This is a genomic window from Thomasclavelia spiroformis DSM 1552 (genome assembly GCF_025149465.1).
Lineage (GTDB): Bacteria > Bacillota_I > Bacilli_A > Erysipelotrichales > Coprobacillaceae > Thomasclavelia > Thomasclavelia spiroformis.
This window is the reverse complement of the sequence record NZ_CP102275.1, coordinates 2,104,435-2,118,457: the sequence shown is the minus strand read 5'-3', so window position 1 is coordinate 2,118,457 and position 14,023 is coordinate 2,104,435. Positions and strand designations below refer to the sequence as shown.

The window sequence follows — 14,023 nt, the reverse complement described above, 5'->3', positions numbered from 1 at the left end:
ATATATTAATTTACTAATTATCGTAATGATTTTGTTATTTTACAAGTGCAAAATATGTGATAGAATTTATTATATTTAAAGGGGGATAGATATGAAACAGGGGACTTCAATGTGTGAAGGTTCAATTGCTAAAACGATAATTGCTTTTGCAATACCGTTATTTTTAGGTAATTTATTTCAACAGTTATATAATACTGCTGACTCACTGATTGTGGGAAATTATTTAGGAAGTAGTGCTTTAGCAGCGGTAAGTTCTTCAGGAAATTTGATTTTTTTATTAGTCGGTTTTTTTAATGGGATTGCTGTAGGGGCAGGTGTAGTTATTGCCCGTTATTTTGGGGCAAAGGATTATAAAAGAGTTCATTTAGCGATTCATACTACTATTGCTTTGGGAATTGTTTCAGGAATTTTTTTAACTTTGTGTGGTGTTATTTTAGCACCTAAAATACTTGAATTAATGGCAACACCTAAAGATGTATTACCGAATTCAATTATTTATTTTAGAGTTTATTTTATGGGATCGATTGCATTTGTCTTATATAATTTTTTAACTGGTATTTTACAGGCTGTAGGGGATAGTAAACATCCATTATATTATTTAATTATTTCATCAATTATTAACGTTGTTTTGGATCTTGTTTTTATTTCTGGATTTAATATGGGGGTTGGTTCTGCTGCTTTAGCAACAATTATCTCACAAATTATTAGTGCAATTTTATGTATTGTACATTTAACAAAAGCACCTAAAGAATATCGTTTGGTTATTAAAGATATTCGTTTTAATCGTTATTTATTAAAACAAGTTATTTCTAATGGTTTACCAACTGGAGTTCAAAATTCTATTATTGCACTTGCAAATGTTGTAGTTCAAAGTCATATTAATAGTTTTGGAAAAATGGCAGTAGCAGGATGTGGATCGTATTCAAAAATTGAAGGATTTGGTTTTTTACCGATAACATGTTTTGCGATGGCGCTAACAACATTTATTAGTCAAAATTTAGGAGCAAAGAAATATGATCGAGTAAAAAAAGGATCTAGATTTGGAATAATTTGTTCTTTGATTTTAGCAGAGTTAGTAGGAATTGTAATTTACATATATATTCCACAATTGATTGCAATGTTTGATGGAACAAAAGCGGTTATTGAATTTGGTAGTGCACAGGCAAGAACAGTAACATTATTTTATTTTTTGTTAGCATTTTCTCATTGTATTGCTGGGATATTAAGAGGGGCAGGTAAATCAATTGTTCCAATGTTAGTTATGCTTGTTTGTTGGTGTATAATTCGAGTTACGTATATTTCTATTGTTGTATCTTTTGTCCCTAAAATTGAAGTAGTATTTTGGGCATATCCATTAACATGGACCTTAAGTTCAATTGTTTTTTTAATGTATTATTTAAAATCTAATTGGATGATGAAAGCTTAGTTTTGTTTAGTTTGTGTTAAGATTTTGAGTCTTTCTAGATAAAGAGTTAGAAAGACTTTTTAATTTTGTTACTTATATAGAAGAAAAACGTACAAATATGGTAAGCGGTTATAAATTTTGTAAAAAAAATTACAAATATTATAACTTAAAATAAATAAAACGAATGATATAATTAAGATATAAAATTATAAGGAGGAGAAAGAAAAAGAAAATGAAAGCAAGAAAGAAAAAACTATTTTCGTATTTTGCTACTGGATTGATTAGTGCAACTACTATTATTAGTTCTTGCCCAATCAATGTTCTTGCAACTGATACTAGAAATCAGCTCACAGAAGATATTATTTTGTGGGAAACTTCTTTCAATGGTGAAGAAGGATTTTTAGAAAATACAGTTGACAAAACTAAAGGTAGTGAAAACATTGAGGGGTTTGTTCCTGCTGATTTGATCAAAGGTGATGTTACTAGAGAAGTTGATCTAAGTACCGTTACTGGAAGCAGCGACTTCAATGATGCTGAAAGAAAAGTTAAACTATTCGATGGGGATTCTGGATCAAAATTCTTAACTAATGATAATGTTCCATCAGAAGATAACCCAGTTCATGTAGAGTTTGCTTTTGAAGAAGCAAAAACTTTAGATCGCTATGCGATGGTATCAGCAAACGATTCTCCAGAACGTGATCCAAAAAATTGGACATTCTACGGATCTACAGATGGAAATGAATGGGTTGTAATCGATCAACAAAGTGATCAAGCATTTTCAACAAGATTTGAAAAGAAAGAATATGCAATTGCAACACCAACTGCATATCAATATTACAAAATTGAAGTTACTGCAAACCAAGGAAATAATCAGTTAACACAATTTGCTGATTTGCTTTTAGGAACAGGTGAAGAAAAAGAAGAAGTTGTAGAACCAACTATGGTCACTAAAATTTCAACTGGTCCAACTGAAGCATGGAACCAAAGTACAAATGTAGGATGGGATGATGGCTTTGCTCTAGAAGTATCAGGTAAACATCTAGGAACAGGAGCTGCTCATTCATGGAATACTTTGTACAAAGACTTAAATATTACAATTACTGAAAATACTGCTTTAAGTTATTTGATTTTCCCAGGTTTAATTAATGGAGAATATGATTATAACTGGACACAAATGAATATGGCAGTTGATTTAAAATTTAGTGATGGAACATATTTGAGTGATATGGGAATCGAAGATACTAATGGTAATTTATTAACACCACAAGGTCAAGGGGATTCTCGTACATTAACAACTAATCAATGGAATAAAATTACTGCTCGTTTAGGAGAATATCCAAGCTTGAGAGGTAAAGTAATTACTGAAGTATTAGTTGCTTATGACAACAAAGACAATAAAGCTGAAGAAGATGTAGATTTTAGAAATTATTTAGATAATGTAAAAATCTATGAAGAAGCTTTAGAAGAATATGATGACAACAACTTAGCTGAATATGTAAATATCTTACGTGGAACTAATGACTCACCAAACTTCTCACGTGGATTAACTGCACCTTTAGTTACAGTACCACATGGATTTAACTTCTGGGCACCAGTAACTAATAGTGGTGATAACAAGTTATATACATATCAACAAAATGGTAACACAGGAACTCTTAAACATATTAGTGTAAGCCATGAACCAAGTTACTGGGTTGGTGACCGTGGAAACTGGGAATACATGGTAAATACAAGTATTGATCCAAATGGTGATTCTTCAATTGGAGCAAATGAAAGAGCTGCAAAATTCTCACATGAAAATGAAACTGCAAAAGCTCATTACTATTCAGTTGAATTTACAGAAGGAAATGCAGCTGGATCAAAATTAGAATTATCACCAACATTGCATGGATCTGCAACTAAATTTACATTTGATGATACTGCGACTTATCATAACGTAATTTTAGATTCAGTTCGTGGAAGCAATAAAAAAGTTACTTTAAATGATGATCATAAATCATTTACAGCTTATACAAACAATAATAGTAATGGTATGAAAACTATGTACATATATGGGGAATTTGATACAGAATGGACAGATTCTCGTTATGGAAATAGTTCAGAAAATTCTGCTATTATTAACTTTGGTGATGCTCAAACAGTTGAAATGAAAGTTGCTACATCTTTCATTAGTCCTGAACAAGCTAAAAAGAACTTTGATTTAGAACTTCAAGAAAAAGACTTTGATGAAGTTTATAATGATAGTAGAGAAGAATGGAATGACAAGTTAGATGTTATTACAGTTAAAGGAGCTACTCATGAACAAAAAGTAACTCTATATTCTAACTTATATAGATTATTCTGTTATCCAAACTTATTATCAGAAAATACTGGAACTAATGAAGAACCAGTTTGGGAATATAAGAGTACAGTAAGTGATGAAGTAAAAGAAGGCGAATTATATTATAATAACGGTTTCTGGGATACTTATCATACTACTTGGGCTGCTTATTCATTATTGACTCCAGAAAAATATGAAGAAATGTTAAACGGTTTAGTTGAACATTACAATGATGGTGAATGGGTTCCTAGATGGGTTGCTCCAGGTGGAACAAACTCAATGGTAGGAACAAGTTCAGATGTAATTTTTGGTGATGCAGCAGCAAAAGGTGCAGACTTTGAAATTGAAAATGCTTATAAATCAGCTTTAAAGAACGCATCAGTTGCAAATGTTGAAAACTTGACTTTAGGTGGTAGAGCTGAATTAACTACATCTATTTTCAGAGGATACACAACTAATTCAACAGGTGAAGGTTTCTCATGGTCAATGGAAGGCTATATCAATGACTATGGTATTTCACAAATGGCTCAAAGATTAGCTGATGAAGCTTTAGCTGCAGGTGACGAAGAAGCTGCACAAACATATTTAGACGAAGTAGAATATTATCGTAACAGAGCTTTAAACTATGTAAATTTATTTGATGGTTCATCTGATGATCCAACTGAAAAATGGTTTAAAGGTAAAAATGCTAATGGTGAATTTACTAGTGGAGATAGTTTTGATCCAACATTCTGGGGAGGAGATTACACTGAAACAGATGCATATAACATGACTGTAACAGTACCACAAGATGGAATTGGTCTTGCTAACTTATATGGTGGAACTGAAGCATTAGCAGCAAGAATGGATACAATCTTTACAACAAAAGGTACTTATAATGGATATAATGCAACTGATGGTGTAGGTGGTATTCATGAACAAAGAGAAGCACGTGAAGTTAAGTTAGGACAATATGGTCATAGTAACCAACCTTCACATGGTATTATTTACATGTACAATTACGCTAAACAACCTTGGAAAACACAAGCATTAGTTCGTGATGTATTACATAGATGTTATGTAGGTGCTGATTTTGGACAAGGGTACTTAGGTGATGAAGATAATGGTGAAATGAGTGGATGGCAAGTTTTATCATCACTTGGATTCTTCCCAGTAAATATGGGTAGTGGTGAATATGCTATTGGCTCTCCGTTATATGATGAAGCAACTATTCATTTAGAAAATGGTAAAACATTAACAATCAAAGCTAATAACAATAGTGATGAAAATGTTTATGTTCAATCAATGACTGTTAATGGAGAAGCTCATAATTCAAGCTTCATTTCTGCAAAAACATTAACTGATGGTGGAGAAATTGTTTTCAATATGGGATCTACTCCAAATAAACAATGGGGTGTTGAAGGAGATGGTACTTCAATTACAACTGGAAGCGAAGTTCCAAATCCAGATGAAGATTTAACTGTTTCAAGCTTAGATGTTACAGATGAATTTGCTATGTATGTTAATAAAGATACTGTTTCTGGAAAAGATGTTAGCGATATTACTAATTTATTTGATAACAATTCAAATAATGCTGCAACATTTACAGAAGATACAGAATTATATTATAGCTTTAATAGACCTGTAACTGTAAATATGATGACTTTAACATCAACAAAAGATCAACAAGCTGCCGCTCCTAGCTCATTTGTATTATATGGATCAAATGATGGAAGTGAATGGACAGAAATTGCAAATAGAGATAATGTCGAATTCGAATGGGGAAGATATACTAGACCATTCGGTGTAGATGCTCCATCAGCATATCAATATTATAAATTAGCATTAAAAGGTGGAACAACTTTATCAGAAGTTGAATTACTTGGAGATGCAGATGATTATTCAGGTATTACAAAAGATTTATTGAGCAAAGTAATTGCAAGTGCTAAAGAAATTGATCAATCTCAAATGAGTGATACAGTAAAACAAATCTTAAATGATGGTATTGCAGCTGCTCAAGCAGTGGTTGATAATCCAGATGCGACTCAAGATGAAATCGTAGCACAATACAATGCATTACGTGATATCATTAAACGTGTTGAAAACGTTAGAGATGGTTTAGAAAAAATTGAAGCAGAAAGCTTTGATACAAGTCATAGTAGCATCGTAAATGATGGTACAAATATTGGTGGTGTTAAAAAAGATACATGGGTAGGATACCGTGATGTAGAATTTAATACAGCTCCAGATAAACTTGAAGTTAGATATTCAGTACAAAATAGTGATGGATGTGAAAAAGGTGAAATCGAAGTACGTGTAGATTCACGTGATGGTGATCCATTATTTACAGTAGGTACTACTAAAACTGGCGGATGGGGTAACTATGTTACAACAACAGTAGAAATTCCTGAAGCTGTTCGTAATCAATTTATTGGATTACATGATTTATATTTTACATTTGTAGGAAATGATCCAGTTGATGTAGATCAAGCATATGTAGCAAATGTTGATTACTTTAATTTCATGGCAACTGCTGATAAAACATTATTAAAAATGGCAGTAGATAAAGCAAATGCTGTAACTGATGAACAATTAGAAAATGTAATTCCTGTAGTTGTAGAAGAATTCAAAGCAGCTAGGGATGAAGCAAATGCAGTATATAATGAAGCAAATGCAACACAAAAAGAAGTAGATAATGCATTTGATCGTTTATCATCAGTAATGCAAAAATTAGAATTCTACAAAGGAGATAAAACAGCATTAAAGATTGCAATTGACTTAGCTGATCAAGCTAATTTAGATAATGTAATCCCAGTTGTAGTAGAAGAATTCAATGCAGCATTACAAGAAGCTAAAGAAGTATATGCAGATGAAAATGCAATGCAACCAGAAGTAAATGCAGCATTTGATCGTTTAGCTGAAGCAATGCATAAATTAGAATTCTACAAAGGAGATAAAACAGCATTAAAAGCATTCATTGATAAAGTTAGTGGATTAGATTCAACTAAATACTCAACAGATACATGGACAGCATTTGAAGCAGAATTAAATGAAGCAATTGCTGTATATAACGATGAAAATGCAATGCAAGAAGAAGTAAACACAGCATACAGTGAATTAGTAACAGCATTCTTGAATTTAAGATTAATTCCAGATAAGAGCTTATTAGAAGAATTAATCAATAAAGCAGAAGGATTAGATAGTGCAAACTATACAAAAGCATCATATGCTGTAGTAGAAAGTGCCTTAGCAGCAGCTAAAGCAACATTTGAAAATCCAAATGCAACTCAAGAAGAAGTAAATAGTGCAAAAGATGTATTAGAAAAAGCAATCAATAGCTTAGAAGCAAATACGACAGCACCAGTAGACAATACTGCAAAAACACCAGTAAGTAATGGTGATAGTACAGTAAGTGTAAAAACAGGTGATGATGCACTAGTAGGAACATTAGCAGGATTAGCATTATTAAGTATTGCAGGAGCTAAAGTTCTTAGAAAAAAAGAAAATGATTAATAGTCATATATAATTTACGGGATGATTAAATCATCCCGTTTTTGTATGCGATATATAGAAATTTTAATTTAAATATCAAATAAATTTAGAAATATAGAGATAATATGTCATTTGCTACATTTTTAAGCATTAAAGTGTCTCATAATTAAGTTTAATATTTTAATAATCTTTAATATAGAACTTATGAAAGATAAAAAGTTTTTTAATGCAGAATAGTACATTGTCATGACTTAATTTTAAAATATAAGTGATATCATCGTACATGATATTATTCTTTCTTGATAGATTGATATAAGTAATTTAATCATGTCATGAAAGGTTTTTTTTTGTATGAAAAAAATTTAATTAGATATCTTTAAAAAGATAGTATTCATCATAGTTTAAATTGGAATACTGTATATTAAATAACTAAAAATAAAGAAATAGGAAATAATAGGCTAGAAAGAGTTTGATTTAAATTCGTTATAGATATCAAACAAGGATTAATAATCTTATATAATTATTAAAATTGGATTTAGTTAAATTACTGAATATAAAAACATTATAGAAAACAATAAAAAAAGAGTTTGCTCGATTTAACAAACTCTTTATGAGATAGATTATCATAATTAATGAATATTTGCATTTTAATTTAACAGTAATAGATGGAAAAGAAATTCACTAATTTATGTTTGATACACATATTTATTATATTTCTAAAAATGATTAACCATTTAAAATGTTTTTTTGATTTTTGAAATAATTGCATCTGATTTTTCAATTAAATCAGAAACTCCCATACGGAGAACCTTTTTTCCTTTAAAACGATCTTCTCCTTCGATATTAATATCATTTGATAAAATAACACAAACTGCTTCTTCGATATCTTTAGGATCTAATTTATTTTCAATCCCACACCCCCCTTGAGTTTCCATGTGTACTTCGACACCATATTTTTTTCCTGATAACATTAATGCTTCAGCAGCCATATATGTATGTGCTACTCCTGAAGGACATGCAGTACATCCAACAACTTTCATTCTCTCCACTCCTTTATAATGTATTATAGTTCTTCAAAATTTAATTCAATATCATCTAAATTATCTTTATAATCAGTTTTATCTGTATTTACTTTTTTTAATAAATTTACCATTATAGCAGTAATAATTGAACCGATAACGATACCTAGAATATATCCTAATCGTCCCTCTATTACGGGCAATACAATAAATCCACCCCATGGGGCGTGATTTAGTACACCTGATAGAAATGCAATTACATTTCCAATTGCTGCTCCAACACAAATAGAAGGAATAACTCTTATTGGATCATTCGCAGCAAAAGGAATTGCTCCTTCTGTAATTCCAACACAGCCCATTATAATTGCAGCTTTACCTGCTTGTTTTTCTTCGTTACTGTATTTTTTTGGTGCTAATAATGTTGCTAGTCCCATGCCAAGTGGCGGCGTACAAATTGCAACACCAACTCCTCCCATTAAATAGGGTAAAGTATTTACTTGGGTTTGAGCAAATAAAGTAGATACTTTATTTATTGGTCCTCCCATATCAAATGCTGTCATTGTTCCTAAAATAGAACCTAAAGGAATTAATCCAGCATCACTCATGCCTGCTAACCATTCTGTTAGTTCATTCATCAACATACTTAGTGGTGTTCCAATTAACCAAAATACAATGCCACCTGTTAAAAAGGTGCCAACCAATGGATATAAAAAAATTGTACCTAATGATTTTAAAGATGTAGATAGTTTGATTTTTTTTAATTGGTTGACAATATAACCAGCAATAAAGCCAGCAGCTATTCCGCCTAAAAAGCCGGCACCAATATCTCTAGCAATCCATGCTCCACACATTCCAGGGGCTAATCCTGGTCTATCAGCAATAGAATATGCAATATATCCACCAAGAATTGGAATATATAAAGTTAATCCTGCATTTCCAATCTGTGATAAGCCATAAAGAAAAGTATTGCTATCTCCTGATGGGGCCGTTGCCCCATCGGGATTTAACATAACTGAAATTGAAAATAAAATTCCTCCTGCTACAATAAATGGAATCATATGAGATGTACCAGTAAGTAAATGACGTTTTAAATTTGTTAGTATTTTTTTCATTTTCATCCTCCATTAAGATGGTATACATATCTGTATTATACTACAACAAATCATTATATATAATTTATATTTCTACTGTTGCATTTAAAAAGTCAAATACTTCTTCTTGGGTTCCGTTTAGTAATATATTTCGATACTCTGTATGCATTAATTTACGGGCTAAAGAAGAAATAATTTTCATATGTACATCAGATGAATTTTTTTCTGGAACAGCTATCAATATAACATATTTAACCTTTTCGCCTGTTTTTTCATTCCATATTACTGGATTAAGTAATCGACCAAAACAAATAGATGGTCTTAATACATTTGAAGTTTTGCCGTGAGGTAAACCCATTTCGTTTCCTATTGCTGTAGCACAAATTTCTTCTCTGTCTAAAACATTTTTATAAAATTCTTCGACATTAGAGATACATCCTACTTTATCAAGTTTACTAATTAAAGTTTTTATTACGTTATCTTTTGTAGTATCTGGGATATCAAATACTACGCATTCTTTATCTGCCAGATACATTATTATATAATTCTCCTTTCATATTGTACTAATGTTTCATACGCTTCTTTACTTGAATCGGCTTTTAAAACATACTTTATGAAATCTGTAGTTTTTTCTAATTTCATAAGATTAATAATCGCTGGTATATGTTCTTTTTGATCTTTACTAGATAAACAGAAAATTATATTAACTTCTTTTTCTCCAAATTTTATCTTTTTCTTATTAATGATCATGCTCATAGATGTTTTATACACGCCAATATCACAATTTCCATGTAATAATGCAAATGAACCATCAATAATTGAATAAAAACCATTTTGTTCAATTATATCAAAAATAGATTCCATATAGTTTCTATTAATAGCATTGATATTTTCCATGATACTACAACTTTGTATAATGGCTTCTTCCCATGTCATTTCTTCATCAACGATTTTAATAACATTTTCACTTAATAAATCACTTAATTTAGCAATTTTCTTCGGTTTACATAAATCACGATATCCAAGTTCTTCCCTAATAACATCTAATACCCTTAATCTATCTTCATCAGTTAAAAAGTCCAAAGATTTATTTATTGAATAATAATTTGATAACGGTGTTCTTCTGGCTATTCCAGCATTAATCAAACATCTATCATCTAGTTCTGTTAAAATTGGATTTACTTTTAAATAATCAATACCAACATCTAATTTTGTAGTTGTAATAACTAAATCGATATTATCAAAGTTTTGATAACTTGATATTTTATATTTTGGAATTGTGTCAACTATTTCAACTTGATATTCAGTTAATAATGTTTCTTTTAACATAGTTGTTGTGCCATAACCATGTCCACATACGAGTAATACTTTTTTACGATTAGTGGTATTGATTCTTTTTAGACTAGCAATAAAATGAATTGTTAGATAGGCAATCTCATTTTCATTTGTAATTTTGTTTAAAATATCTATTTTTGTTATAACTCGAGATACAATTTCATATACTTCTAAATTCTTTGTAGATAATAATGAAATAACATTTTCATCAACTACTACACCTAATTTAATCCGTTGAATAAGTGGAACAATGTGATTGAACAACCCTTCGATTAAAATTGGATCATTTTGAAATGGAATTCCCATTTCTAAAGACATTCCGGAAATAAAATTAGTAACTATTGCTTCAACATTTACCATATCTAAACTATTTTCTGATTTTGCATATAAATTTAAATAACTTAAGAAATTTATCATTTTATTACGATTTTTTTTATCGATTTCTTTATTTAAAAGTGTTTCTAACCGGAATATAAATTTATCAATATTTTGATCATCTCTTTCTAAAAAGCCAAGATCAAAAGCAGGTATTCCATCTTTTTCAAAAAGCCATATCATGCATAAAATATTTGCAACATACCAGTTATATGTTTCATCTGTAAATGTACGATTTGTTTCTTCAAGCATATCATCAATTGATGTAATAATTTTACTTAATGAAACACCCTTAAATGATTGTTCTAAAATTTCTAAAACATATTCTTGAAAACTATTTAAATATTTTGAATGTTTAATTAATGAAATATATTTTTTTATTTCACCTACCATAAAGCGAATACGATGTCTTGTATCACCATTGATAATAAAATTATCATCATATTTAATTTCAAATCCCTTTTTTAATAACATTTGCTCAATCTCATCAAAGTCGTTTTTAATTGTACTTCGAGAAACTTGAATTTTCTTTGCAATTTTATTAAGTTTTAATTCTTTGTTATTAAAGAAAAGATACAACAATAATATTGAAGAACGTTCTGCTTGTGAATAAACAAATTCGTTATTAGTTTCAAAGATATATGTTTTAAAATTAGCAGGGACTTCTAAAACACCCTTACCTTTTCTTTCTATTTGCTCTAGCCCATTTTCTGCTAATATTTCATTAATACGGTCAACATCATATCTAACATTTCTTTCTTTAATACCAAGAGATTGTTCTATTTCTTTATATGTAGTTGTTTTGTACTGATACAAATGTTTTACTATTTCAAGCATTCGTGCACTTATTAACATTTTTATACCTCCCATTTACCTAGTATATATTATAATGAACATTATTAATTTGAAAAGTTAGAAATTTCGTAATTTAATTTACAAATATTCTTATGTTCTAAAATTTCACAAGATTTGTAAATAAAATTACAAAACTTATAAGGGGTCAGTATATATAAAATTCTTGAAAATATTGATAAATATTTATATACTTAAAGTATAGTTATGAGTAAAGTTAACGGAAATAAAGTATATAAATAATACTGTAGAAATAAATATTTCCTATAAAAAATGCTTATAACTTTCAAAGACTAAAGAATGGGAGGAGAAAAAGATGGTAGGAATTATTCTTGCTAGTCATGGAGAATTCGCAAACGGAATCCTACAATCCGGATCAATGATCTTTGGAGAACAGCAGGATGTAAAAGCTGTAACATTACAGCCTAGCGAAGGACCAGATGATTTAAAGGCAAAGATAGAAGAAGCAATTGCTACATTCGAAAATCAGGAACAGGTCTTGTTTTTAGTTGATTTATGGGGTGGTACACCTTTTAATCAATCTAATGGACTAATCGACGGACATGAAGACACATGGGCAATCGTTACTGGTTTGAACTTGCCAATGCTGATTGAAGCTTATGCTTCTCGTCTATCAATGCAAACTGCACATGAAATTGCAAAACATATCGTAGAAGTTGCAAGAGAAGGTGTAAAAGTAAAACCTGAAAAACTGGAACCGGTAAAAGCAGCTCCAGCAGCTACAAAAGCAGCAGTTCAAGGAGCAATTCCGGAAGGAACAGTGATCGGAGACGGAAAGATCAAATATGTACTTGCACGTATCGATACACGTTTGCTTCATGGACAGGTAGCTACAACATGGACAAAGACAACAAATCCAAATCGAATCATCGTAGTATCAGATTCAGTAGCACGAGATGATCTTCGTAAGAAAATGATCGAACAGGCAGCGCCACCAGGAGTAAAAGCTAATGTAGTACCAGTTGATAAAATGATCAAGGTAGCTAAGGATCCACGATTTGGAAATACAAAAGCGATGCTGCTGTTTGAAACACCACAGGATGCATTGAAAGCAATCGAAGGTGGAGTAGAGATCAAAGAACTAAACATCGGATCAATGGCGCATTCAATTGGAAAAGTGGTTGTAAATAAAGCAATCGCAATGGATAAAGATGATGTAAAAACAATCGAGAAAATAAAATCGAAAGGAATCAAATTTGATATCCGCAAGGTACCAAGTGATTCAAAAGAAAATATCGATAATCTTCTTAAAAAGGCAAAAGCCGAATTAGGAAATGCTTAGGAGGAAATTATAATGTCAATCATAACAGTAATATTAATTATTATAGTTGCCCTGCTAGCAGGTATGGAAGGGGTATTAGATGAATTCCAGTTCCATCAACCACTAGTGGCATGTACCTTAATAGGTATCGTAAGCGGACATGCAACAGAAGGAATCATTCTAGGAGGTTCGCTACAGATGATTGCACTTGGATGGGCAAACGTAGGTGCTGCAATTGCACCTGATGCTGCACTTGCATCAGTAGCATCAGCAATCATCATGGTGTTAGGATTAGAAGGAGGAAGCACTGATGTGCAAACTGCTATTTCAACATCAATTGCAGTAGCAATTCCACTTTCAGTAGCTGGATTATTCTTAACAATGATCTGCCGTACAATTGCAATTCCAATGGTACACTTCATGGATGCAGCAGCAGAAAAAGGAAACATGAGATCAATGGAAATGTGGCAAATCTTAGCGATCTTATTACAAGGTGTCAGAATCGCAATCCCAGCAGCTGCACTTTGCTTCGTACCAGCATCAGCAGTAACAGGGGCATTGAATCAAATGCCATCATGGTTAGCAGACGGTATGACAATCGGTGGGGGAATGGTAGCAGCAGTAGGTTACGCAATGGTAATCAACATGATGTCAACAAAAGAAACATGGCCATTCTTTGCACTAGGGTTCGTACTAGCAGCAATTGGAGAATTAACATTAATTGCACTAGGGGCAATTGGAATCGCATTAGCATTAATCTATTTAGGATTAAAAGAAAATGGCGGATCTAATGGAGGAAACGGAGCCGGAGGTTCTGGAGACCCATTAGGAGATATCTTAAACGATTATTAATCTTGAAGGGAGAAAAATAAA

Annotated in this window: 8 protein-coding genes; 4 read left to right on the top strand and 4 right to left on the bottom strand. The window is 31.2% G+C overall.

The window, feature by feature from the left end:
- The first annotated feature begins 91 nt into the window (after window positions 1-91).
- Together NQ543_RS10015 and NQ543_RS10010 are read left to right on the top strand one after the other, a co-directional pair.
- Window positions 92-1,426, top strand: a complete 1,335-nt coding sequence (locus NQ543_RS10015) for an MATE family efflux transporter (RefSeq protein WP_004609494.1) — start codon at window positions 92-94, stop codon at window positions 1,424-1,426.
- 211 nt (window positions 1,427-1,637) lie between these two features.
- A complete protein-coding gene (locus tag NQ543_RS10010; protein ID WP_004609495.1) occupies window positions 1,638-7,217 on the top strand; it encodes a GH92 family glycosyl hydrolase in 5,580 nt (1,859 codons plus the stop codon).
- 713 nt (window positions 7,218-7,930) lie between these two features.
- Here the strand turns inward: NQ543_RS10010 and NQ543_RS10005 are convergent.
- The 4 genes from NQ543_RS10005 to NQ543_RS09990 all read right to left on the bottom strand — a co-directional run bounded on the left by NQ543_RS10005 (window position 7,931) and on the right by NQ543_RS09990 (window position 11,871).
- Complete coding sequence (locus NQ543_RS10005; RefSeq protein WP_004609496.1) at window positions 7,931-8,236, bottom strand: PTS fructose-like transporter subunit IIB; 306 nt, start codon at window positions 8,234-8,236, stop codon at window positions 7,931-7,933.
- Between the two features lie 23 nt (window positions 8,237-8,259).
- Window positions 8,260-9,327 (bottom strand): PTS fructose transporter subunit EIIC, encoded by a 1,068-nt coding sequence (locus tag NQ543_RS10000; RefSeq protein ID WP_039903941.1) that lies wholly within the window; start codon window positions 9,325-9,327, stop codon window positions 8,260-8,262.
- Window positions 9,328-9,391: 64 nt separating this feature from the next.
- Complete coding sequence (locus tag NQ543_RS09995) at window positions 9,392-9,841, bottom strand: PTS sugar transporter subunit IIA (protein ID WP_004609498.1); 450 nt, start codon at window positions 9,839-9,841, stop codon at window positions 9,392-9,394.
- A gap of 2 nt (window positions 9,842-9,843) precedes the next feature.
- Entirely contained in the window at window positions 9,844-11,871 is a 2,028-nt protein-coding gene (locus NQ543_RS09990) for a BglG family transcription antiterminator (protein ID WP_039903943.1), read from the bottom strand.
- 313 nt (window positions 11,872-12,184) lie between these two features.
- On the opposite strand from NQ543_RS09990, the gene NQ543_RS09985 reads away from it, so the two are divergent.
- Window positions 12,185-13,171, top strand: a complete 987-nt coding sequence (locus tag NQ543_RS09985) for a mannose/fructose/sorbose PTS transporter subunit IIB (protein ID WP_004609500.1) — start codon at window positions 12,185-12,187, stop codon at window positions 13,169-13,171.
- Between the two features lie 12 nt (window positions 13,172-13,183).
- Window positions 13,184-14,002: a PTS mannose/fructose/sorbose transporter subunit IIC gene (locus NQ543_RS09980; protein WP_004609501.1), complete on the top strand. Its 819-nt coding sequence runs from the start codon at window positions 13,184-13,186 to the stop codon at window positions 14,000-14,002.
- Window positions 14,003-14,023 lie beyond the last annotated feature (21 nt).